This is a genomic window from Lentibacillus halophilus (genome assembly GCF_055395055.1).
In genome coordinates this window covers 1,645,996-1,669,819 of the sequence record NZ_AP043750.1, presented here as the reverse complement: position 1 = coordinate 1,669,819, position 23,824 = coordinate 1,645,996, and the positions used below count along the sequence as shown (strand labels likewise).

The following is a 23,824-nucleotide window of genomic DNA, read 5'->3' as shown; positions in this document are numbered from 1 at the left end:
CATTAACGAAAGAAAATAATACGTCTTATTAGTTGATAACTGTTATTGACAGCGGCAGTAATGGCAAAAAGGGTACGTAACCTGTCATTCGGGTATGGTATATTAGTGTAAGGACACTGAAAGGAGCATTGCTATGAATGCGTATATGACAAATGGAACACTCGATTTTTTAAAAAAAATTCCCGCCAAGCACACCGATATCACCTTTTATTTTATGCGGGAAGGTACTAGTACGCTTGTGTATTATGAAGGGGAAGGAAAAAACGTTTTCGCTTCCGGAAGGACTTATGATATCGTCATCGAAAATGGCAGTATGCATCAGAATGGCTTCGTCGTTATGAATAACATTCCTGTCGCTGATGACGGCAAGCCTACCTTTGAAGATGCATTCAAGCAACGTCAGCAGAGCGTAGAATCCATGCCGGGATTTCAAGCATTCCGACTACTCCGGCCAAAACAAGGGAACACGTATGTCGTTATGACACAGTGGACCTCAGAAAGCGACTATGACAACTGGAAGAACTCTGATGCATTTAAACAAGCCCATAAACACGGCTCAGATGCCAAACCTCCTGCCTATTTTTTAGATCAGCCTTTCGTGACGAGTTACCATATGATCGAAGCCGATTAACATATCGTATGAACTGCTCTCCACTTCTAAACAAAGAGTGGAGATTCTCGCTCATTCAGCAAAAATCAAGCAAGCCGAGCCTATCTCCTTAGCTTGCTTGATCATTTTCGTCAGAATCATCAACGGCATATTCATTAAAAAAGTCCCGGAACATATCATTCGGTTGTGCACCATTGACGCGGTTCACTTCATTACCATCTTCATAGTACACAAGCGTCGGCGTGCTTTCAATCCCATATGCGCCCCAAGCATTCTTGAACTCCAAAAGATTCACTTTTTTCATATCGACACTCATCTCCTGTGCCAACGGGACTAACCTCGGTGTCAATTTCTTACAATGCGGGCATTCCGGATGATAAAAATAAACGAACATATCCTTGCCATTTTCCAGTTTTTCGTCCAATTCATTCGGTACAATCTGATTTTGATAGTCCGGATTATCCAGCTGATCAATTGTTGCCTGGTCAAGGTTATCTTTTCCATAAGGGTTTTTCTGATCGTCAGTGTCCTGCTGGCTTTTAAAATCTGTAACAAAATACAGAGCGATAAGCAGTACAACAATCGGGCCTAATATCATCAACAGTTTCTGTTTCACATCAATTCCTCCCACTTTTTCAAAATAACTATATATAAATCATAACGTTTAAAGTATACACAAAGCTCGGTTTTTGAATCAATCAATTAACGTTCATGTTTTTTTTACCCAGCCATTCATAAACGTAAATCAATACCATTAAATATACAAATCCAAAAATGAATCCGGCCAGAACATCGGTTAAATAATGGACGTTAATCACATAGCGGCTAATGCCGATCAAAAAAATAAGCAAGGCAAAACCGGACCGAATGGCAATGGCTTTTTTATCCGAACGCAGCTTCCGGGCTAACAGATATGCAAGAAATCCGTAGCAGACCATTGGAATCATGGCATGACCGGATGGAAAACTGTATCCTTCCGCATTGGCTGCCACGAAAATACTCGGTCGCTCCCGTTCAACAAGCTGTTTAATCAGAACATTCCACCCATTTGCCGTCAGTGTGCCCATGGAAAAAAAGATAATCGGCAGCCAGTCCCGGAATTGTCGCCAGAGTACAACGGACATCACCACAACAAATGGTGTCAAAAATGTGCCCGATCCTAACTCCGTCACCCAGCGGAAAAAGATGTATACAGCACTGCCTGCTAATCCATTGACATAAACACGTGTCAATTGATCCAGATAAAGCGGCTGTCCCAGACTGATACGAACGATCCAAAAGCCGCTTGTCATCAAGATGATGCATAGTAACATGATGGTCACACCGTTTAATTTGTTGAACATAACCCTGCCTCCCGCCTCCTATTTCCAGCTTTTCATGGCTGATAAAACAATCGTCATTTTCTTTATATTTTACCGTTCGCAGATGTTTTAAAAAAATAAAATGTGGAATTATAAGTATGTGGTCACATTATTACGAAAGGTTGGGTTAAATAATGGATAGAGAGGTACAAAAGCTCATTGAAGGTTTGAATGACGATTTGGCGCACGAATATGCAGCTGCTATTCAATACACGTATAGCGCAGCAGTCGTTTCGGGGCTTTATCGCTCGGCATTAAAACCTTTTTTCGAAAGCGAAATTAATGATGAAATGGGACACGCACTATATTTATCTGAAAAAATAAAGGCATTGGGCGGAACACCGACAACGAAAGCCGCTGATATTCCGCAACCAACAGAAGTAAAAGAATTGCTGGAAGCTTCCCTGGAATCAGAAAAAGCGACCATTGACCGATATGAAACACGCAAACAGCAAGCTGAAAAAGTCGGCTACACCGACCTTGTTGTCAAGCTGGAAGATATGATTGCCGACGAAACAGGTCACAAAGAAGAAATCGAACGACTACTGAGTGATTCAAGAGTACATGCCTAATAAGAAAACAAGGACTGCTCGTGACGGGCAGTTCTTTTTACTGCATATAGATCCTGAGTTTTTGCAATTTTTCTGCCCTCTCAAGCTGAATTAATGTTACAATAGATGGAAACAGTTAAAGGGGGCTTTTCATTGCTTCAAGCGATACATAGTAAATTGGATGAGTTATATCCGGAAATGGTTGATATACGCCGTTATCTACACCAGTATCCTGAGGTGTCTTTCCAGGAGACCGAAACAGCCCAATACATCGCCAATTATTATAAAACACTCAGTATCCCCTATGAAACGAATGTTGGCGGCAATGGCGTCATCGCTACGCTAACAGGTGGAAAACCGGGTAAAACTGTTGCGCTCAGAGCTGATTTTGACGCTTTGCCGATTCAAGACGAAAAAAATGTTCCGTATAAATCAAAAGTCGATGGCGTTATGCATGCATGTGGCCATGACGGTCATACGGCATCCCTCCTGACACTTGCGAAAACCATGAAAGAGTTTCAGGACGAATTGCCCGGGACCATCCTGTTCCTCCATCAGCATGCGGAAGAATATGCTCCGGGCGGCGCCAAGCCAATCATCGAATCCGGCGCCTTGGATAATGCGGATGCGGTATTCGGAACCCATCTGTGGACTCCAACACCACTCGGTGTCCTGCAGACGTCCAAAGATGTCTTTATGGCTGGTCCGGACCGTTTTGAAATAATCGTTCAGGGGCAAGGCGGACATGGCGGTTATCCACATGACACGAAAGATGCCATCACGATTGGAGCACAAATGGTAACCCAGCTCCAGCAAATTGTTTCCCGGCGGCTCGATCCATTGAAAACCGCTGTCGTCTCTGTTGGTCAATTCGAAGCGGGCAATGCCTTCAATGTCATTGCTGACAAGGCAAGACTTGTTGGTACCGTCCGCTATCTTGACAACGATGTTCAAGAGCAAGTGATTCAAGAAATGGAAAAAATCATTAAAGGCATTTGCTTAAGCCATAACGTATCGTATTCATTTAACTATGAAAAAGGCTATCCCCCGCTTGTGAATAACGAACAGGACGCAGAATTGGTTTTTCAAGCGGCCAATCATGTCAGTGCTATCCACACAAGCGAAGAAGTAAAGCCGGTTATGGCCGGGGAAGACTTCGCTTATTACACGATGGAAAAGCCAGGAGCCTACTTTTTTACCGGTGCACGCAAAGAAGACAGTCCATATCCGCACCACCACCCTATGTTTGACATTGACGAGCGGGCTATTCCCACCGCAGCCAAGACACTGATCGCTACTTATCTAGAGTACCAGAAGCAGTAATGATTAAAAAAAGCATGCCCATCCAATATCTACTGATGAGCATGCTTTTTTTATGACGATTGAAACGGTCGATAGAAGCATTAAACCATGATCGTCCTTTGAACATAACCTCGTACGAACATGTAAATAAACAATACCCCTGCAGCTATGACACCCAGCGAGCCAACCCAATCCTGCATGAAGACAAACAGAAGGGCGTACAGAACCGTTTGAATCATAGCGAGCTCATACAACAGTTTGGCGAATGATCGCTGCCGCACGTCGAGTCCAACAGGGTACAAATCCAACCACATGATGGTACGATGATGGCGGTACAGAGATACCATTTGAAAACTACTCAAATACATAAACAATAGCGCAAACAGAAGCTTCAACCATATGTTCGGGACAAAATAAATAAACAGACCACCGATAACGAGGAGTCTCGCATACATTCCTAAATAATCAGCACTGCGGACAAAAGAGACACGATACAAATAGTCAAAGGTATAATCCTGGTTCAAGGGCACACGTTTTACAAGTCCAGTCAGCCAATGACGCCGCTTTACCTGATTTTTCAAATGCGGAACATCGGTGAACATGTTAGCAATCCGATAAAACGTCTGCATGCGATTTCGGTCTTTTTCCAACAGTAACTCCCACGCAATCCCCGGTTGTTTAACGGAATTCCGCCAATCATAAATAAAAACAAACGCAAATAGCACTGTTGTGATCGATGCCCACAGCATTTCACCACGCACCGCAAAATAAAACACAGCCATATTCAATAATGTGCGGGCCGTCTGATCCACTTGACGCACGCCCGGTTCCCTAACTTTCATCATCCACCAGGTGGCCATCAAATTCCATCCCTTGAAAATAAGCACGACCAATAACGTCCATAAATAAATACTGCCGTCTCTGTCCGGATACGACGTAACATACAGCGGACCGAATGCTGCACCGGCAAGCAGCACTAAGTAAAGTTGGACAACAAAACTGTATATCAGTGTGTTCCGGAAATAAGGCCCCATCTTATGTTCGGCAGCAATTAAAAAGACAAGGTCAGGCTCTTTCAGCAACGTCCGGGCCGGGCTGTAACTGACGAGCAAACCAAATATGATGCCTATAATCGCCGCAGTTGGAAACTGTTCCGGAAGTTCTGCCAACCATCGCTGATAATAATAAGCTGCAGCAGAAATAAAAAACAGCATCGCAAAAGCGATATGCCCATTGAAAATATACCGCAGATAGCGGCTGGTCTCCTTCATATGTGCGGCAAATCGCTCTTTAAAAAATTTATGCGCATCAAACATGGCTATCTTCCTTTGTCAATGCCACATATAAATCATCCAAAGATGCATCCGGCATGTTAAAATCCCGCCTCAATTCAGCAAGGGTACCATTCGCTTTGATTCTACCATCATTTAGAATAACGAACCTGTCGCAGTTCTTCTCCGCTGTTGCAAGGATATGTGTCGACATTAACACACCTGATCCATTCGCTTTCATGTCATCCATCCATTGCAAATACGATTGAATGCCAAGCGGATCCAACCCGACAAATGGCTCATCCACGATATATAACGGCGGTTGGATCATAAACGCACACATTATCATCACTTTTTGGCGCATTCCTTTGGAAAAATGCGTCGGGAACCATTTTAGTCTTTTTTCCATTCGAAATGCCTTTAGTAACGGATCAAGTCTTTTCTCGAACGTTTCTTCAGGTATATCATAAGCCATGGCTGTCAGCCTTAGATGCTCATAAAGTGTTAATTCGTCGTACAAAATAGGCATTTCTGGAATATAGGCCATTTGTTGTCGGTAGGTATTCGGATTATCCTGAAACGTTTTGCCATTAACGGCAACGGTTCCTTTTCTGGCCTGCATTAAGCCTATAACATGTTTAATGGTAGTGCTTTTTCCTGCACCGTTGAGTCCAATAAGCGCGACAATTTCGCTTGGAAAAACATCAAGAGAGATGCCATGTAATATGTTTTTATGTGTATATCCACCATACAGATCGTCGATATGCAGCAAAGGTTCCACAACTTGTCCCTCCCGTCATCACTCCTATAAATTTTATCATGTTTCGGGAACCAATCCAAAATAAACTCATCGACAAAAAATGTGTATTAAAAAAGATTTTCCGGTCCATACTAATGAATGAAGCCAAGGGGATGAACAAAATCATGTAATTTCGTGATGCACAACAAATGAGGTGTTGGCGAAAAGCAATTAAATGATTTGGCAAAAGCTTAAAGCCATTGCTTCTATTGGAATGCAAAATATCATTAATTTCGTGATAAACACAAATGAGGTGTTGGCGATCGATAATTAAGTGATTGACATTTCTGATTGAGCTAAGCGTCTGCATATAGCACACGTAAGATCAACAGGTACCATCTAACATTAAAACCAATTTGTCAGAACGTCTCAATTTTCTTGGGATACTGACAAAGCGGTTTCTTGTAATGAACGTTAAATACAAATGTTATTTAACCATATTACAAAAGTCCCCAACGTTAGATGTAGTCATCCTCTTGCTTCATTCAAGCAGGCCGGTTCACAACCGTGAATCCGGTCTGCTTTTCTTTTATCAGATTGCTTTACTTCTTCCTTATTCTTTATTTACAATGGATAAAAACAGGTATGGGGTGATGATTAATATGACGCATGACGAGTGTGTTTTCTGTAAAATAATTGACGGTGACATTCCATCCGCGAACGTTTATGAAGATGAAGAAGTGTATGCATTTCTGGACATTTCCCAAGTGACAAAAGGACATACGCTTGTTATTCCAAAGACACATGTAAAAAATATTTATGAAACACCACCAGAGATAGCAAGCCAATTGTTTGAACGCGTTCCGAAAATTGCCGCCGCAATCAAACAGGCTTATCAGCCCATCGGTATGAATCTTTTGAACAACAATGAGAAACCAGCTGATCAATCCGTGTTCCATTTACATATTCATCTGCTTCCGCGCTACGGGGACAATGACGGTTTTTCCTCTAACTGGGCCGCACATGCGGATGACTATACTCAAGCCGATTTGCAGTCAATTGCTCAGAAAATAAATGCATCCATGTAGCCTTTTAGAAAATTACTACTGTTTATTTGCCCGATTTTTTGGTATAATGTTAATACGTTTTCGCAGTTGGCGACGCGCACAGCTGGAAAACCAAACGAGCTTAGATGAGAAGAGGAGAGGTCAGAAATGAATACAAGAGTTTTGGTGCTTTTATCACTGTTGCTGGGAATGGGTGCTGTACTGCATTTTATCGTTCCGCCATTCTTTTACGGAATGAAACCTGACATGCTGCTGTCGATGATGTTTTTGGGAATATTGCTGTTTCCCAGAGCGAAATATGTTGTCGTCTTGTCAGTGGCAGCCGGTGTCATTTCAGCTTTGACAACACAGACACCCGGGGGACAAATTGCCAACATGATTGATAAACCGATCACCGGCATCCTATTTTTCGGACTGCTGCTTCTTATAAAACATCGTATGAACAGCAAAATACATGTGCCAGTACTGACCGCAGCCGGAACAATGATCAGTGGTGCTGTCTTTTTGATGGCTGCCCTATATATCATAGGACTGATGAACGGCGCATTCCCACTGCTGTTTGCAACGATTGTTCTTCCAGCAGCTGCATTGAATACCGTATTCATGATAGTTATTTATCCTATTGTCCAGTCCATTTTGAAACGATCACAGCCACTGATGACAGCTTAATGCACAGCATGCGACAGTAATGGTTGATCCCCTGGCATATCAAAAGTCCAGGGGATTTTTAACCTGATCCCAAACAGGATCTCATTGACTGAAATAATAAGTCAGTAAACCATTGAAGGGAGCATAAACCTATGGCAACCAAACAATCGTTTGTTCTTGGCATCGTTACCGGTGGAGCGGCCGGTGCTGCTGCAGCACTACTGCTGACACCAGAATCTGGCCAGGATATACGTAACCGAGTCAAAGATCAGCAATTGGAATGGGAAGAACGATTGGAAAAACTGAAAAATGAATGTATTCAATTACAAAAACAAATGGTGGAAACATCAAAAGAGAGTGTCGTGCTCGTTAGAAAATGGGCTCAAGAAATGAAGAGTTCTGTTACTGCATGGAAAGCGACGGTAGAACCACACCAAAAAAACATTCAGAAATACCTCGAACAAATCGAAACGAGCCTTAAAGAACTTGAAGACAAAGTTCAAAACGAAACCAACTAATAACAAGCCCTCTATTCCACTTTAACGGAACGGAGGGCTTGTTATTTATTTTTGAGTCTTTGACATAAAAAGTAAACACCATGCCTACAAACGAAAAAAGCTGCCTCATTCTATGAGACAGCTTTTTTTCGATAGTTAGTTGCCGAGACCTTTTGTCCACTCATCAACTTTTTCCTGATTGTTGCTAATGTATTCTTTCGCTGCTTTCTCAGGCTCCATTTCTCTGCCTTTTTTAAGCAGGACGTTCTCAATTTCCTGATTATAATCTTCCGTGAAACGTTCAAGGAATTTATATGCCGCTGGTGAATCATCTTTGAAACTTTTCTTGGCTACGGCGCCGATACGGTCTCCTTCACCACCGTAGATTTCTTTAGGATCGTCAAGCATTTTCAGATCCATTTTGGCAAATGCCCAATGCGGCTTCCAGAGTGGTACAACAATTTTTTCTTCGTTATCAATAGCTTCTTGCAATGCGGAAATCATCGCACCTTCTGATGCTTCTTGCAGCTCCCATTTTTCAAGATTATATTTTTTCAAAGCATCTTGTGTATTCTGCATAATGCCGGCACCAGGATCAATACCATTGATTGTCCAATCAACAGCTTCACCGAGGTCTTTGTTGCCTTTCAAATCTTTAACTGATTCAACATCCATATAGGATGGAACGGTGAGTGCAAGGGGGGCTTTATCAACAAAAATGCCAACCTCCTCTACTTTATCACCATATTTCTCCTGATAGCTCTGGTGTGTTGCAGGAAGCCATGAGGCTGTCATAAATGATGCATCGCCCTCGGCAACACCCGACCACATCGCACCTGCTTCAACTTGCTTGGTTTCAACCGTATAACCGACTTCTTCCAACAGCTGTTTAACCAGTGGTGTCCGAGCAATGGCGCCAGCCCATGCGACATATGGAACTGTCAATTCTTTTTCACCGAGTTCCACACCACTGCTGCTGTCACCACCGTCACCATTACCGCTGTCACCGGAGTTGCCATTATCTCCTTCACTATCGTCTCCACCGCCACAAGCTACCAATGTAACGGCTAAGAGCAGTGCCGCGGCCAAGGCTATAAATCTAAGATTCTTAAGCATAAGAACAGACCCTCCTCTAATAATAATTTATATTTATATTGCTCAAGCCGAGGCATCGTATAGATGCAACAGGCTTGTCAACATACTAGTTTTTACTTGCCCCTTGTGTAATACGATCCAGCAACATTGCTAGTATAACAAGAGATAAACCACCTTCGAAGCCCGGTCCAATGGCAACTTGTGTTACAGCTCTGTACACAACGGTTCCTAAGCCCGGTGCGCCTACCATTGAGGCGATAACAACCATCGATAATGAAAGCATAATCGTCTGGTTAATACCTGCCATAATGGTTGACATAGCAAGCGGTATTTGTACCTTTGTCAGCCTTTGACCAGTCGATGACCCAAATGCATTGGATGCTTCAATAAGTTCCTGATCGACCTGTCGAATACCAAGGTTGGTAAGCCGGACTGTCGGCGGCATCGAGAAGATAATCGTTGCCACAACCCCAGGTACCATACCAAGGCTGAAGAAGACAACGGCCGGAATCAGATAAACAAACGCGGGCATTGTCTGCATGAAGTCAAGAACAGGAGTAATAATAGCTTGTACAGGTGCTTTTTGTGACATCCATATACCAAATGGAATTCCAATAATCATCGAAATCACAACGGATACGACAACTAATGAAATCGTCTCAATCAATTCTGGCCAATAGCCTAAATTATTAATAAGACCAAGTCCTATGAGTGCGAATAAACCCATTTTCCAGTTTACCACCCACCATGCCAACAATGCAATAAGTATCAATAACACCAATGGTGGAAACCATTCCATTATTGTTACAAAGTTTTCGGTTACAAATTCAATGACTGTGGAAATAGCATCAAAAAGTGCCGAAAAATAGGTTTTTAAAAATTCAACTAATGCTTCAATCCATTCCGCAAGCGGCAGTTTTGGTAAAAGAGTACCGGAATTATCCATCGATTACTTCACCCCCATTGTCATTCAATACTTGATTGTCACCAGCAAGTGCACCAATCACAGAACCACGTACCACAATTCCGAGGAGCTTATCAGATTCATCAACAACAGAAAGTGGGGCTTTGTCACCGGTCATTGGTTCAAACATATCTGTGAGCAATGTATCCGATGTAACTTTCGGTATATCGGATGTAAGTATGTCTTCCAAACGTTTATCTTCTTTGGAGGCTTCCGCTGCTTGATCAGCCGTTACATAGCCAAGCAATTTTTGCTTTTTGTCAACCACATAAATTGTGGAGATGCCACTATCTTTCATCAAACGAAGAGCAACATTGACACCTCTGTCAACGGACACGCTTTCTGCCCGTTTCATAACATGGCCAGCTGTCAGAACCTTTGCTAAATCAACGTCTTCCACAAAGCGCTCAACATAATCGTTCGCCGGCTCCATAAGAATTTCCTCAGCTGTGCCGATTTGCACAATGCTTCCGTCTTTCATTAAGGCAATCCGATCACCAATACGAAGAGCCTCATTCAAGTCGTGTGTGATAAAAACAATGGTTTTATGAACGGATTGCTGCAGAGACATCAATTCATCCTGCATATCTTTACGAATGAGCGGATCCAACGCACTGAAGGCTTCGTCCATTAAAAGGATCTCCGGGTCGTTAGCGAGTGCCCTGGCCAAACCGACACGCTGCTGCATTCCGCCGGATAATTCGCTTGGATATTTATCCAGATAACCACCCAGACCAACTAATTCAAGCGCATCCTTTGCCTTTTGAGCCCGATCTTCTTTATCAATCTTTTGGATTTCAAGACCATACTCAGCATTTTTTTGAATCGTTTTATGCGGGAGAAGCGCAAAGTTTTGGAAAACCATGCTCATTTTTTTTCTGCGCAATTGCCGAAGTTGTTCTTTATCCATATCGGTAATGTTTTCATCATCCAACCACACCTCTCCCGATGTTGGTTCAATTAACCGATTCAGCATACGGACGAGTGTTGATTTTCCACTTCCGGAAAGACCCATAATAACAAACACTTCTCCGTCCTGAACTTCAAAGGAAGACTGATTAACCCCTACTGTCATACCAGTCAATTCAAGAATGTCTTCTTTGGATTTGTTTTCTTCCAAGTAGTTAATGGCTTGTCGAGGCCGTCTGCCAAAAATCTTTGTTAATTTGTCTACTTTTATTATACTGGTCATGTCCTCACCTCACTTAACTTTAAAAATGCTTTCGTCTGTTGATTCTTTGCTGTGGAAATAATTTCGGTGTCTGCGGATAACCCGGGCACCTTCCATAAATGAAATGGGAGGTTTGGTTCCGTGGAATTGTCAGTCACACCATTTTCCCCCTTTTGGTATATCATTATCATGACGAGGATAATAGTTTTATAGTAAAGAATCCTCGCTTCGTCATCCACTCTTTATACTATATACCGAATAGCTTATATATTTCAAATAATAAACACCGTTGATTTTGTACGTTTTTTTTGTTCAGTTTGTTCTGTATGAAGATGTGCAGCTTTTTTCGCTTAATTTCTTTGTTTTTCGCGGGATTTCTTGTCCACTCATAATTTTAATTACTGAGCATTTTCATGTAACCTTTATACTACCAGGAATTGTAGGAGGATTTTATGTGCGGGTCCACAATGGAAAATATTACCGAGAAAATTATTATCGAATTCGCCAAAACGATTGAAATGTTCGGTCTTACTCCTGCTGAGGCAAGATTGTTTGTTCATCTGTATCTTCAGGAAGATCCTCAAACACTGGATGAAATGGCTGAAGCACTGGGAAAAAGCAAGACATCGATGAGTACAAGTATCCGGAGTTTATCTGAATCCAACCTTGTCAACCGCGTATGGCAAAAAGGTGTGCGCAAAGATTTATATGAGGCCAATACCCAGCTATATAAAACATTTATGCACTACTATGTGAATAAATGGCTGGAAGCATCCAGCCTTCAAAAAGATGCTCTCGAAGATATACAAAAAGAACTTCAAATTTTTCAAACGGATACATCAACATTAGCCGATCATTTAAATGAGATTATTGACTTTCATAAACAAATTGAATCATCATTTCGCCATTTGAATAATGATTAACGTTCGATTTCTCCCGTGCCGTTTTCAAAGCCATCCTGCCTGTTCACCGTCACTTTCCTAAATTGAGTATATCGTTTTTCATTAAAAAGAAGGATCGGTTCCTTCTTTTTTTATGCCGTCAAAAGATTATAAACCGGCTTTCATCTACCCAACACCCCTATGTTGCCACGATTCTTGACGATTGTTGTGACAGTATTTCCAGCTTCATAAAAAAGAATATAATTTTTTCGATAAACCTATTGCTTTTTAAGTATTTCCGTACTATTATCTTATAGGAAAATCCAAATAGGGGAGGGATTCAAAAATGAATTGTGTAAGAATCGTTAATTTGAATAAACAGTATGGATGGAACCGATTATATTTGCAATCATTTTTGACCGGCCTCTTAGCTTTTGTGATTATGTATGTCCCTGTCTCCATCAAGCATGACATGTCAGCTATGGATGAATTCGGCATTTTCCCACTCTTACTAGCAGTTCTTTTCATGCCGTTTTTACATGTATTCATGCACATGCTTCCCTTGATAATGATGAACAAACAAGCAAAACTGATTTATAAACAAAATATGCTTCTCTTTTCAAATATTAATTATTATACAAAAAAATATGTATCCAAAAACGTATCATTGCTCGCTGCACTTGCACCAACGCTGCTCATTACCATTCCCGGTATGATAGCAGCCTATTCTTTCAGCGACTACTATGTATACTTTTTGATTTTCACATCCATTCACATCGGGATGACCTTTACCGACTTCCTATATATTTTGTATATAGCTAAAGCACCAAAGGAAGCATATATCGAAAACAGCAATAATGAAATTGCCATTTTAATCAAATCATTCTAACGTCACCGGGCATAACCCCACTTCCAAAAGGGGTAGATGCCCGGATTTTTCTCTTCACACATTTTACTCTGTTCATCCCAGTTAACTTTTGATACAGTATATAGAGAAACGTTATACTTTAGAGTTTGACGCACAGGACAAAGAAAGCTTCGATACCACATCACTCACTGAAAATGACTTTTCTTTGTCAAAAATGTGTCGTCATGATGGTAGTCTGTTATCTGCCATCTTCCTTAGTCTTTTATATTTGGGGAAAGGATAATAATGGACAATTATTAAGTTATAGATGTCTTGTAAGGGGGTTTTTGCATGACGATGATCTTACCATTTTTATTTTATGCGGTATTTATTTTTCTTATTTTTAATTCATTGACGTATCGTTTTTGTATAAAAATGGAAATGAAAGATAAAAAGCAATCGACCATGTTCCGTGTTATCAATATCATGATTTTAATATTATTGGTGTCCTCTTATATGAAAGTATTGAATGTGACAACATAGCATTGGATTACACATTTATACCACAATTTCTAACGCATTTTATGTTACATTGAAATAGCGATTAATCAAGCAACCAATAGTATAGGAGTGTTCATGGATGAAAAAAATTGCAATTGCTGCAACGCTGACAGCAGGCATTTTCACCTTAACGGCATGCGATTCCGGCAGTGGCGATTCGGAAGTGGTCGCGGAAACAAATGCAGGCAACATTACGAAAGATGAATTTTACCAGGAACTAAAGGATCGCCACGGGAAAAAAGTTCTCCGGGAATTGGTGACTGTCGAAGTTCTGAATAGTAAATACGACGTGACCGATGACCAAATTGATAAAGAAGTGAAAAAAGCGAAAGACAAGCTGGGAGGTCAATTCAAGGCCGCTCTGCGACAACAAGGACTCAAAAATGAGGAAGCGTTCCGCCGTATGCTCAAATTAAGCCTTCTGCAGGAAGAGGCTGTAGCTGAGGATATGGATATTTCAGAAAAGGAACTGAAAGAAAAATATGACCGCATGAAAACCGAGGTGAAGGCTCGTCACATTTTAGTTGATAAGGAAGAGAAAGCAAAAGAAATAAAGAAAAAATTGGATAACGGTGCCGACTTCGCCAAATTGGCCAAAGAGTACTCCAAAGACAAAAAATCGGCTGAGCAAGGCGGTAAACTTGATTCTGTTCCTACCGGAAAAATGCTTCCCCCTTTTGAAGATAAAGTCTACAGCATGGAAAAAGGGGAGGTCAGTGACCCTGTTAAAACCAAAAAAGGCTATCACATTATTAAAGTGACGGATAGGAAAAAGAAAGAAAAAGATATCGGCTCGTTTGAGGAAAATAAGAGTAGTATCCGTCGTGACATCATTAACCAACGGATGAATGTTCAAAAAGCACGTGAAAAAGTTAACGGACTGATGAAAGACGCAGATATTGACGTAAAACCAGAAGAACTGAAAGGTATTTTTGCAAAACAGACGTCTGAAGATAAATCTGACAACAAGGATAAGAATAAAGATAAGGAAAAAGACAAATAAGCATAAAACAAACGACGAACTCATAACTGCAAATGGGTTCGTCGTTTTATGGTTCTGCTTCCCTTTATTGAGAGAGTTGACGCTGTCTCTTATTTTCACGGTGCTGACGCTCTTGTCTTATCCGATCAATATAAACCTTTCCTTCTTGTTCAATATAATGATGTTCCAGTTTCTGCTCTGCACGCATTGCACGGAAGGCCATTGTTCCGCTCAAAAATATAAATAGAATCATCATAAACACCCACCAAGGCACTCCAAAAATCATAATCAGCCCCCTTGTCCATCAATCTGTTTGATGTATATGAACAAACGGGCCGATATATGCGAATGAAATAATTTTAATTCTGTTCAAACGATGGTTTATAGAAAGATCGATTGTCCAAGGCAAATAACCGTTCTGTGAATTCTCCGGGATTCACTTTGGCAAGTGCCCGATTTAGCATGTGCATCCGCGCATCAGCCAAATCAATCAAGTGGAGCAATTCAGCTTCTCGGATAAGCGGGGGTTTGGGACTTCCCCATTCAGCCTTACCGTGATGGGACAAAATTAAATGCTGAAGAGCCAAAACTTCTTCCCCTTCAATCTGTAACTCTTTCGCTATATCTCCAATTTCTTCCACCATCAAAGGAATATGGCCGACCAATTTTCCTTCCAGCGTATAAGAGGTTGTAACAACGCCGGACAACTCTTTTAATTTGCCCAGGTCATGAAGAATCACACCGGCATACAGCATGTCTTTGTTGATTTCCGGGTACAGGGCATGCATGCTCCTTGCCAGTTCCAGCATACTGACAATATGATGGGCCAGTCCAGACACGTAGTCATGATGGTTTTTAGATGCAGCGGGATATGTCAACAACTTCTCTTGATGTTTTTTAACCAATGCCCGCACAATTCGTTGCAGGGATGAGTTTTCCATTTCAAAAATGGCCTCTGTTAATTTTTCCAAAAGGACTTCCTTTTCCACCGGCGCCTTGGCAATAAAATCGGATACTTGGACACCATCAGCCTCACCGGCGGCCCGGATGGAAAAAATTTTTAATTGTGGCTTACCGCGGAACTGATTGACCTCTCCGGAAAGCCGGACAATCTGTTCTGCAACAAATACATCCTCATCCTCTTTCGTCGTATCCCAAAGTTTTGCTTCAATCTCACCCGAGGCATCTCTCAGAATTAATGTCAGAAACGGTTTACCATTGCTCGCGACTCCTCTGGAAGACATTTTTATCAATATAAAATCGTCAAATGCATCCCCGATACTGTAGTTTCCTATCCCTTTTTTCAATGCATCTCCTCCCCCAATTAAAAGCAATGAATGAAAATTAAAATTCGTCAATCCATTGCATCATGGTCACTGTTTTCATCCTCATCATGTCTTGGCAAGTATTCAAATATCTTTCCTGAATCAACAAGTTGAATAAAATCCATCAGCCACTTGTAATAGTTTCTAGCGTATTCCAGTCGGTCGATATCGCGTGCAATCTTGCTCTTCAGCTGTTCATCATCCGTTCGCCTGGCAATTTTCCGAAGTTCCCGTATCGTTTCATCCGTTTCCTCTATATTTGTTTCCGTATAGTGGCGCCAACGATTGGCAAACAAGGACGTGAACGATTTATACCAGTCCTCTTCCGATTCATATAAATCTTTGCGAATGCCTTTTCGGAACGTTGATTCAACCATTCGCATATCCGACAGGGTACGGACGCCAGTCGACATACTCGTTTTGCTCATTTCAAGGGCATTGCGCATATCATCCAACGTCATCGGTTCATCCGAAAAATACAGAACGCCATACAACCGTCCCACAGAGGAAGTAATACCGTATAAGTTCATATTTTTGGCCATCACTTGGATGAATTTTTCAATCGTCTCTTCATATTTCAAATTTTCCATGGAATTATTTTCATCGTTCTGCACTGGAATTCCCTCCATATGCTTCTACAATATTATAAATGCTGCGGGACAACCTTGTCTTTATCTGAAATCAGTTTATCATTTATACCAAAGGAATGCGACCATGAATGGTTGTCACATTCGCTGTAGCTTCTGTGACATTCGGTTTACATGTGAACAGAATAACTTGTTGTTTATTGGAGACAGAAGACAACAATTCGGCAATCCGTTTCGTACGGACCGGATCAAAATGGACAAATGCGTCATCAATAATAAATGGAAGCCTATGTTCCCGGCTCATGACGTCACTTATACCTAATCTTAAGGATACATACAATTGATCAATTGTCCCTTGTGATAGTTCATGAACATCATATCTGATACCATCACAGGACTCAACACGGAATGACTTATTTTCTTCAGGCGGATAAATTCTACAATAAGACGTCTCTGTTAGCAAGTGGAAAAAGTGTGTTGTTTTTTCCATAACCTGCTGTAAATACGTTTGACGATAATGACGTTTGGTGTCAGCCAACATCGCTTTGGCCGATTTTAGAACGGCCCATTCCTCCGCCATATTTTCGAATTTTTCCTGTTCCGCAGTGTAACGATGCAATGTGTCTGAGTACGATTCGGATGATTCCAAGCTGGCCAAATATGCCTTCACATCTGCACGTTCCTGTCGTTTTTGTTCCATAAAATGCTCGATGTCGCTGATCCGGTCCGTTTCTCTTTCATAGGCCGATTCGAGTGCACGTTCATCCGGGGGCTCGTTGACAATTAATGTTTCATAATCATCTCCGGACAGAAGTTGAACCAATCGATCATCTAGCTCAGCTATTTTCATCGCACATTCTTGCTTTTCCTGGAGTTGCTTTCCCTTGGCTAAAAAGGTTTCCTTTGTATCAGTCCCTGCAATGGACAGAAGATGCGCTAACTCATCCTCATAGAGACGCATGTGTTCCTGTATGTTATTCTTTTTGGCTTCTGTATCAGCAATCCATTCATTATATTGATCAATCAGGGACAATGATTTTCGGTATTCGTGTAGGATGTTCTCCATCTCCGTCAATTGATCCATGGTCGACCGATTAGTTGTGATCCATTCACTGTCATGAAAAAATTGGTCGATCATTTCCTCATAACGACGGTTTTCCTGAAGCAATTCTTCACACTGTTGTTCTTGCCACTTTTTATGACGTTGCTCGTCCAGTACATGTTTAACCGAATGAAAAAGAGCTGGCCAGTGTGACAGATCTATTTGTTTGAGAAATGGATATTGTCTGATTTGTTCAGCCACTTGTTTCTGCAAACGGTTATTTCGATGATTCCATTCGGATTGTTTCTCCTCCCATTTCCAAAAAGCCATGTCATTGGAGCGCCATTTGTCTTGCAAAATGGACCATTCCTGTTTGTTGTCATCATTTGATTTCAAAAGCTGTTCGGCTTCTTGTTTCTCCTCTTCTGTTACAGAAATAGAATCGGTATTCGTTGATGCAATCATTTCGTCCAACTCCAGAACAGATCGTTTTCCGAGCACCCATTGTCCGACAGATGCAACCAGAATAACTCCCGCTGCACTCAATAGCAGCATCCGGTCTATTGCAAGAGCGACAATACTAATCAGAGCGGATGCGACAATACCACCGATAACCCATATATTCGTTTGTGATTTTTGTCTATTTTTCAGTTGATACCAATTTTTTGCTTGCTCCGTCACATCGTCCTGTATTTGTTTCTGACGGTAGTACTGACGAACGGTTTCCTGCAAGTCATATTCTTGTTCGGTGGTCATCAGCGATGCCTGCAATGTTTCTTTTTGCACATGCAAGTATTCCTGTTCTTTCAACAGCTGTCTATGCTCCTCATTCAACGTTGCTTTGGTCAATTCGACTTGATCCCACTCATTTTTAAGCTGATTCCACGTCTTTTCTGCGGAAAAAGGCAGCTGAAGCCATGACAGGTCGTCCATTGTTATACCGGCATCAAGCTGCTTTAGTTCCTCATTTATTTGCCATGTTGATTTTTGAATGGTTTTTGCATACTCGTCGATCTGTTTTTGTCTGTCCAGCCAGGTTTGTTTTTCTTCTAAAAAGGCGGCCAGTTGTTCATATACTGTCTCATCATAAAGGTCATTTTGGAGGTCATTCCGCTTGGTAACATACGCGTCTTTATTATTCTGAAGCACGGAACATTCGCTTTTTAACGGAAGCAGTTTTTCATCAACCTGTTCCATCCGTTTTATACCGTCTTCCGGAAACGAGAATCCATCGGGGAATGTCTGATGTTGATTCTTCAGCCGGTGGTAGTCTTTCAGAATGGGAAGAGCCTGCCGTTGTTGATTCAGTCGAAACACGGCATCTCGCGTCTCATCTAGTCGTCTTTGTTGCAAAATTAATTCATTGTCCAGCTGATGAAGCGATTCCTTGCTAGTCCGGTAATCCTGTTCATTCTTTTGATAGTGTTTCAGAGCATGATCCAGTGTATCCAAAGATGCAAGTTGCTGATTTATTTCCGGTTTTTTGCCAAAGGGTTTGAACAGTTTATTTAATTGATCATCAAGCTTTTTTTCTAAGGTGTGTATTTGATTGGACCCGGTCATGCCAATGCCAAGCAACACCTCTCCCAGTTCTTCTTCGTGCATATTTCGAATATCGAGCAAATCAAGTGCCGAAAATGAAAAAATGGACTGATAGATCTCTTTCGTCATCCCTTTCAGTTGCTTCTGAAGCCACGATTCATCATGTTCTTTGCCATCCGATGTATAACAAATGGCTTTCCCATTAGACACATCGTGCAACCGCTCAATGACAAATGCACCGATATCCGCATCGTGAACCGTCAGTCTCCCCCCCATTTTTCCACTTGTTTTCGGTTTGTATCCGGCCCGCTTTTGGGGAGGCATCCCAAACAACATAAATAACAAAAATTGTTGAACGGTTGTTTTTCCTGATTCATTGTTGCCATACATACAAACGAACGACTCATCTGTAAAATCTATGGTATGATCCACCCATTTACCAAAGCCATAAATGACGGCTTTTTTTATGTGCACGTCAGTCTCCCTCCTGATACAATAACTCATCGATCAACAGCTGTTTGGCTTTGTCCTTCACCCGCTTTTCCTGCTCCGATGACATGGCCTGTACATATTTTTTAGCCTGCCTATGCCGGTACAATTCATCCAAATACGGCTGTATGGAAGCTTTATCAACATATTTAAGTAATTCGCCGGCAAAATGGCCACTTTGCTTCAACGAATGGAATGATTCCTTCTCTACCGCTGTCAGCTGACAACGGTAAATATATGTCCAGTTCGTGCGATGCATAAGCACTTCGTTCACAAGCTGAACTACTTCCTCGGCAGTCTCTTCCCATTTGCGGAGATGTGTCCGGACTCCGTTCAGTGTTAGATGGACCAATTCCGGGCAAGTCTTGTCCGTTCGATCAATAGCTTCTAACAAAATGCGCTCCAGCTGATGAGGCTCATCACAGCTGGATATGTCCACAGATTGTTTTTTGAATTCCATCGACTGTAATGGGAGAAAAGTCAATATTGCACCCTTCTCCGATAATTCCACATGATAACAGCCTTTTTGTCCTGATTCCTTGCTGTTTCGACCTTGTATGTTGCCGGGATAAACAATGGCCGGATTTTCTTTGAGTATTTCCTTCTGATGAATATGCCCAAGTGCCCAATAGTCCATATCTTTGTCCGTTAAATCTGATATATGGAAAGGGGCGTAGACATCATGTTCCTTGTTGCCGTCCACGCTTCCATGCAACATGGCAATGTGATACGGGACCCCTCCAGAAACCGGAACAAATTCTTTAGCCTTGTTGGATGTAACGGCACGATTTTTATAACTGAAACCATATATCGCGGCCAACGTTTCATCGTTTTTTTTATAAGTAACGTGGGTCACCGTCTCATCCGGAAAAACAACGACATTATCCGGATAGGTGATCGGATTGCTATTACCAGCAGTGAAATCATGATTGCCATGGGACATATATACCTTAATATGATAATGCTGCAGTTGTTCAAACGCATTCCGCAATCGGACTTGCGCCTTTAGACTCTGTTTTTCATTATCGAATACATCCCCGGCAAGCAAAACAAAATCGACCTGTTTTGCGATAGCAGCCTGTACAAGACGGTCAAGTGCTTCAAACGTACTTTCCTTGACTTGATGAAAGATGGATTCCGGGATAGTTGAAAGCCCCTTGAATGGACTGTCCAAATGCAAATCAGCCGCATGAATGAATGATAAGTGCCCCATTGTTCTCCGCTCCCTGTGATGGTTCGTCTTTCCTCCATGTTACCAAAAACGAAAAGCGAATGCACGTTCGAATTGTTGAGATCGAAAAATAAACGACATCGAATCTCTGTCGGTTATCTTATTTATTCTTTTTTGGACAATTCTATTGCTTTTTTAAAATCCTTAAAAGTTGCTGAGGGGCCATACATCAAAACACCACCTTTGTAGATACGAGCGCCTATCACAGCAAATAAAGCAATCGTTGCAACTAGAATACCGATGGAAATAGCTATTTCCCACACTGGTATATCAAGCATGCCAACACGCAAAAACATCAGCATCGGTGAAAAGAAAGGTATATAGGAAGATACCTTGACGATCATTGATTCCGGCATACCCAGTCCAAATATGGCAATAAAAAATGCAATCATAACCAGAAATGTCATCGGCAACATCATCTGTTGCACATCTTCCAGCCTGCTGACGAGCGACCCCAGCATGGCAGCCAATGTCGCATACAATAAGTATCCAAGTACGAAAAATACAATGGCATAAATGAAAACGGAGGCAGATGCATTCTGCAAACCAAAATAGTCAAAAATACCACCTGTCAGCTCATCTCGTTTGACAACCAGCATGACATAGCCTAATCCTGCAATTGCAGCAATCTGAGTCAATCCAAGCAAAGCTGTTCCTATGATTTTGGCAAACATATGAGTAACTGGCGATGCACTGGATATTAAAATTTCCATGACACGGGATGATTTTTCGGTAGCGATGTCGGTAGCAATCATATTTCCATAAATAAGCACCGACAAATACAGCAAAAATAACATCACATAAACAATCCCTCTTGCCTGATTTAATTCCTCCGATGTTTTGGCATCTTCATCCAAGGACATCGTATTAAATGTGACAGGTTCATATATTTCGGAAATCGTCGCCTGATCGATACCGGCCTGCTCAGTGGCTACCGCTATTTTCATCTGCTGCAATTGCTGTTTAATAACCGATTGTTGGCCGGTTTCAGTTATGTTATTTGCATAGTAAGCTGCTTGGGGCAACTGTTTACTATTCCTTGATAACGTAACAAATGCGCTATAACCCTCATCCTTAACAGCTTTTTTGCCTGCTTCCTCCGTACCGTCAAATGCAACTAAATCCATATCGTCGCTGGTGCCTTCCACCTTTTCCTCCAATGACTGAAATAATTCTCCACTTTGATCCAGAACAGCAATTTCTTCTGCTTCATCACTGGTGAACACATCAATTATCGTTTGTACGTTTGCGACGGCATAGACAAACAGCAATGAAAGAATGGTACTGATTAAAAACGATTTCGTTTTAAAGCGAGTCATATATGTATAGGCCATAATCGTTCCAAACTTATTCATACGAAGCACCCGCCTTCTCTATAAATATATCATTCAGCGAAGGCTCTTCCAGCTCAAATTTGCGGACAAACCCTTTTCCGTTGAGGTCCGTGAAAATATCTTCAGCAACAGCTTCATTTTCAATTTGCAGTTCACAGCCTTCCATGACTGATTTATATTGACGAACACCTGCATACTGTTTCAGAAATTCCAATGGGAAATCAGCATGGACAATGACTTTCTTTTTTCCAAATGATCGTTTGATGTCTTTTAATTTCCCATGCACCACCGGCTTCCCTTCATGCAAAATGCACAGATGGTTGCATAGCTCCTCCACATGATCCATCCGATGAGACGAGAATACGATGGACGTTCCTTCGTTTTTCAAATCTACGACAGCCTGTTTCATCAACTCTACATTTATCGGATCCAAACCGGAGAATGGCTCATCCAATATAAGCAGATTTGGTTTATGTATAACAGCGGAAATAAATTGAATTTTTTGCTGGTTCCCTTTTGATAACTCTTCCACCTTTTTGTTCTTATACTCAGGTACGTCAAAACGTTGGAGCCATCCTTCCAATTCGGTTAAAGCTGTCCTTTTGTTCATCCCTCGCAATTTGGCAAGATAGACCAGTTGTTCCCATACCTTTTGTTTAGGATACAACCCCCGTTCTTCCGGGAGATACCCAATTAAATCGCTTCTGTCATAACCGATAGGTGCATCATTCCATGTAATAGCACCCTCTGTCATATCTAACAAGCCCAATATCATACGGAATGTTGTTGTTTTGCCAGCACCGTTCCCGCCCAAAAAACCAACCATTTCTTTTTCCGGAATTTCAATGGAAAGATGGTCAATCGCAATCGTGCTTCCAAACCGTTTTGACACATTTTCCAATTTCAGAGTCATTTCACTTCTCTCCTTTCGTCTTTTATGATACATTTCATTATATCATAACCTTATGTTTCGGAACCTTCTGAAAGGAAATGGCTACCACATATACCAATCAAATTCCAAGGAGGAAGACCCTATGAAAACATATGTATTGACGGCGTTTGACAAATCCGGGGAAAAACTGCTTGATGAGTCGTTTGAAGCAGCCAATAACGATGAAGCCAAAAAAATCGGCCAAGAACAGCTGGCCGAAAAAGGATACAGCGAATACACGCACCGCTGCGTATCACCGGATGCGACACTTGTGTTATTTCATCGGTAAACAAGCGGTTTCATTTGTCATTGGAAAGTATTACTATTTATAACTTATCAGCAGGCCAGGGGAAGAACAACAGGCACATTATCATAAAAAAGCCCGCAGCTTTTGTTCCACTACGGGCAGAATGTCGTTTATTCGTTTGTTTCTTCCTCCGGACTACCATATAATTCTTCCAGCGGTTTTGTAATAATCCGGCTAACATCGTTAATAACAACGTTTAAGCGCTGTTCTTCTTCCATTAATTTGGAAATATCCTCATGCTGCTGCACTAAATCAACAACTTTTCGCGCTTCTTCCACTTCCTCTTCAGAAATTTCCTGGCCCTGCATTTGCTTATCTTGCAACTCCATCTGTGTATTTCTGAAATTTTCGAACATCTCTTTAGCTTGTGGATCTGCCATGACATTGTCGTAGGCTTGTTTCAAGTTCGTGAATTCCTCGCTATTGCGAATGGCTTTTTCCAAATCGTATGCAGTATCGTAAATATTGGACACACTGGATCCTCCTTCA

General features: G+C 41.6%; 26 protein-coding genes. 11 read left to right on the top strand and 15 right to left on the bottom strand.

Going from position 1 to position 23,824, the window contains the following annotated elements:
• Nucleotides 1-133 precede the first annotated feature (133 nt).
• Complete coding sequence (locus tag ACZ5Q7_RS08180; protein WP_343752035.1) at nt 134-631, top strand: antibiotic biosynthesis monooxygenase family protein; 498 nt, start codon at nt 134-136, stop codon at nt 629-631.
• An 88-nt stretch (nt 632-719) separates the two neighbouring features.
• On the opposite strand, the gene ACZ5Q7_RS08175 is transcribed toward ACZ5Q7_RS08180, so the two are convergent.
• Complete coding sequence (locus ACZ5Q7_RS08175) at nt 720-1,226, bottom strand: thioredoxin family protein (protein ID WP_343752036.1); 507 nt, start codon at nt 1,224-1,226, stop codon at nt 720-722.
• 82 nt (nt 1,227-1,308) lie between these two features.
• The gene (locus tag ACZ5Q7_RS08170) at nt 1,309-1,953 is read right to left on the bottom strand and encodes a phosphatase PAP2 family protein (protein ID WP_343752037.1); all 645 of its coding nucleotides are present in this window, start codon (nt 1,951-1,953) and stop codon (nt 1,309-1,311) included.
• Between the two features lie 152 nt (nt 1,954-2,105).
• Between ACZ5Q7_RS08170 and ACZ5Q7_RS08165 the strand changes: the two genes are divergently transcribed.
• Nucleotides 2,106-2,543 (top strand): ferritin-like domain-containing protein, encoded by a 438-nt coding sequence (locus ACZ5Q7_RS08165; RefSeq protein ID WP_343752039.1) that lies wholly within the window; start codon nt 2,106-2,108, stop codon nt 2,541-2,543.
• A gap of 132 nt (nt 2,544-2,675) precedes the next feature.
• Complete coding sequence (locus tag ACZ5Q7_RS08160) at nt 2,676-3,845, top strand: M20 family metallopeptidase (protein ID WP_343752040.1); 1,170 nt, start codon at nt 2,676-2,678, stop codon at nt 3,843-3,845.
• Nucleotides 3,846-3,925: 80 nt separating this feature from the next.
• On the opposite strand, the gene ACZ5Q7_RS08155 is transcribed toward ACZ5Q7_RS08160, so the two are convergent.
• Nucleotides 3,926-5,140 (bottom strand): ABC transporter permease, encoded by a 1,215-nt coding sequence (locus ACZ5Q7_RS08155; RefSeq protein ID WP_343752041.1) that lies wholly within the window; start codon nt 5,138-5,140, stop codon nt 3,926-3,928.
• Nucleotides 5,133-5,876, bottom strand: a complete 744-nt coding sequence (locus ACZ5Q7_RS08150; RefSeq protein ID WP_343752043.1) for an ABC transporter ATP-binding protein — start codon at nt 5,874-5,876, stop codon at nt 5,133-5,135. The genes ACZ5Q7_RS08155 and ACZ5Q7_RS08150 overlap by 8 nt, the downstream gene beginning before the upstream one ends.
• Before the next feature lie 620 nt (nt 5,877-6,496).
• Between ACZ5Q7_RS08150 and ACZ5Q7_RS08145 the strand changes: the two genes are divergently transcribed.
• The 3 genes from ACZ5Q7_RS08145 to ACZ5Q7_RS08135 all read left to right on the top strand — a co-directional run bounded on the left by ACZ5Q7_RS08145 (nt 6,497) and on the right by ACZ5Q7_RS08135 (nt 8,067).
• Nucleotides 6,497-6,922 (top strand): HIT family protein, encoded by a 426-nt coding sequence (locus tag ACZ5Q7_RS08145; protein ID WP_343752067.1) that lies wholly within the window; start codon nt 6,497-6,499, stop codon nt 6,920-6,922.
• Nucleotides 6,923-7,048: 126 nt separating this feature from the next.
• Nucleotides 7,049-7,570, top strand: coding sequence for a tryptophan transporter (locus ACZ5Q7_RS08140; RefSeq protein WP_343752044.1), 522 nt, complete (start codon nt 7,049-7,051; stop codon nt 7,568-7,570).
• A 131-nt stretch (nt 7,571-7,701) separates the two neighbouring features.
• Nucleotides 7,702-8,067, top strand: coding sequence for a YtxH domain-containing protein (locus ACZ5Q7_RS08135; protein ID WP_343752045.1), 366 nt, complete (start codon nt 7,702-7,704; stop codon nt 8,065-8,067).
• A 135-nt stretch (nt 8,068-8,202) separates the two neighbouring features.
• On the opposite strand, the gene ACZ5Q7_RS08130 is transcribed toward ACZ5Q7_RS08135, so the two are convergent.
• The 3 genes from ACZ5Q7_RS08130 to ACZ5Q7_RS08120 form a co-directional block, all read right to left on the bottom strand.
• Nucleotides 8,203-9,162, bottom strand: a complete 960-nt coding sequence (locus ACZ5Q7_RS08130) for a glycine betaine ABC transporter substrate-binding protein (RefSeq protein ID WP_343752046.1) — start codon at nt 9,160-9,162, stop codon at nt 8,203-8,205.
• 85 nt (nt 9,163-9,247) lie between these two features.
• Nucleotides 9,248-10,087, bottom strand: coding sequence for an ABC transporter permease (locus ACZ5Q7_RS08125; RefSeq protein ID WP_343752047.1), 840 nt, complete (start codon nt 10,085-10,087; stop codon nt 9,248-9,250).
• Nucleotides 10,080-11,297 carry a quaternary amine ABC transporter ATP-binding protein gene (locus ACZ5Q7_RS08120; RefSeq protein WP_343752049.1) on the bottom strand — a complete coding sequence of 406 codons (1,218 nt, stop codon included), beginning with the start codon at nt 11,295-11,297 and terminating at the stop codon, nt 10,080-10,082. Before ACZ5Q7_RS08120 ends, ACZ5Q7_RS08125 begins: the two co-directional genes overlap by 8 nt.
• 431 nt (nt 11,298-11,728) lie before the next feature.
• On the opposite strand from ACZ5Q7_RS08120, the gene ACZ5Q7_RS08115 reads away from it, so the two are divergent.
• The 4 genes from ACZ5Q7_RS08115 (at nt 11,729) to ACZ5Q7_RS08100 (ending at nt 14,568) form a co-directional block, all read left to right on the top strand.
• The gene (locus ACZ5Q7_RS08115) at nt 11,729-12,199 is read left to right on the top strand and encodes a GbsR/MarR family transcriptional regulator (RefSeq protein WP_343752050.1); all 471 of its coding nucleotides are present in this window, start codon (nt 11,729-11,731) and stop codon (nt 12,197-12,199) included.
• A 304-nt stretch (nt 12,200-12,503) separates the two neighbouring features.
• The gene (locus ACZ5Q7_RS08110) at nt 12,504-13,046 is read left to right on the top strand and encodes a DUF3267 domain-containing protein (RefSeq protein WP_343752051.1); all 543 of its coding nucleotides are present in this window, start codon (nt 12,504-12,506) and stop codon (nt 13,044-13,046) included.
• A 309-nt stretch (nt 13,047-13,355) separates the two neighbouring features.
• On the top strand, nt 13,356-13,547 hold the full coding sequence (locus tag ACZ5Q7_RS08105; protein ID WP_343752052.1) for a hypothetical protein: 192 nt from the start codon (nt 13,356-13,358) through the stop codon (nt 13,545-13,547).
• A gap of 97 nt (nt 13,548-13,644) precedes the next feature.
• The gene (locus tag ACZ5Q7_RS08100; RefSeq protein ID WP_343752054.1) at nt 13,645-14,568 is read left to right on the top strand and encodes a peptidylprolyl isomerase; all 924 of its coding nucleotides are present in this window, start codon (nt 13,645-13,647) and stop codon (nt 14,566-14,568) included.
• A 64-nt stretch (nt 14,569-14,632) separates the two neighbouring features.
• On the opposite strand, the gene ACZ5Q7_RS08095 is transcribed toward ACZ5Q7_RS08100, so the two are convergent.
• The 7 genes from ACZ5Q7_RS08095 to ACZ5Q7_RS08065 form a co-directional block, all read right to left on the bottom strand.
• On the bottom strand, nt 14,633-14,833 hold the full coding sequence (locus ACZ5Q7_RS08095) for a sporulation YhaL family protein (protein ID WP_343752056.1): 201 nt from the start codon (nt 14,831-14,833) through the stop codon (nt 14,633-14,635).
• Nucleotides 14,834-14,906: 73 nt separating this feature from the next.
• Entirely contained in the window at nt 14,907-15,854 is a 948-nt protein-coding gene (yhaM, locus tag ACZ5Q7_RS08090) for a 3'-5' exoribonuclease YhaM (RefSeq protein WP_343752058.1), read from the bottom strand.
• Nucleotides 15,855-15,901: 47 nt separating this feature from the next.
• Entirely contained in the window at nt 15,902-16,462 is a 561-nt protein-coding gene (locus tag ACZ5Q7_RS08085; protein ID WP_343752068.1) for a GbsR/MarR family transcriptional regulator, read from the bottom strand.
• 103 nt (nt 16,463-16,565) lie between these two features.
• The gene (locus ACZ5Q7_RS08080) at nt 16,566-19,517 is read right to left on the bottom strand and encodes an ATP-binding protein (RefSeq protein WP_343752059.1); all 2,952 of its coding nucleotides are present in this window, start codon (nt 19,515-19,517) and stop codon (nt 16,566-16,568) included.
• A gap of 1 nt (nt 19,518) precedes the next feature.
• Entirely contained in the window at nt 19,519-20,745 is a 1,227-nt protein-coding gene (locus tag ACZ5Q7_RS08075) for a metallophosphoesterase family protein (protein ID WP_343752060.1), read from the bottom strand.
• A 122-nt stretch (nt 20,746-20,867) separates the two neighbouring features.
• Nucleotides 20,868-22,118, bottom strand: a complete 1,251-nt coding sequence (locus ACZ5Q7_RS08070; protein ID WP_343752062.1) for an ABC transporter permease — start codon at nt 22,116-22,118, stop codon at nt 20,868-20,870.
• Entirely contained in the window at nt 22,111-23,010 is a 900-nt protein-coding gene (locus ACZ5Q7_RS08065) for an ABC transporter ATP-binding protein (RefSeq protein ID WP_343752063.1), read from the bottom strand. The genes ACZ5Q7_RS08070 and ACZ5Q7_RS08065 overlap by 8 nt, the downstream gene beginning before the upstream one ends.
• A 121-nt stretch (nt 23,011-23,131) precedes the next feature.
• Here ACZ5Q7_RS08065 and ACZ5Q7_RS08060 point away from each other — a divergent pair, with 121 nt between their 5' ends.
• Nucleotides 23,132-23,317, top strand: coding sequence for a YhzD family protein (locus ACZ5Q7_RS08060; protein ID WP_343752064.1), 186 nt, complete (start codon nt 23,132-23,134; stop codon nt 23,315-23,317).
• Nucleotides 23,318-23,445: 128 nt separating this feature from the next.
• Here the strand turns inward: ACZ5Q7_RS08060 and ACZ5Q7_RS08055 are convergent, their stop codons facing one another.
• Nucleotides 23,446-23,808: a YlbF/YmcA family competence regulator gene (locus ACZ5Q7_RS08055; protein ID WP_343752066.1), complete on the bottom strand. Its 363-nt coding sequence runs from the start codon at nt 23,806-23,808 to the stop codon at nt 23,446-23,448.
• Nucleotides 23,809-23,824: the final 16 nt, after the last annotated feature.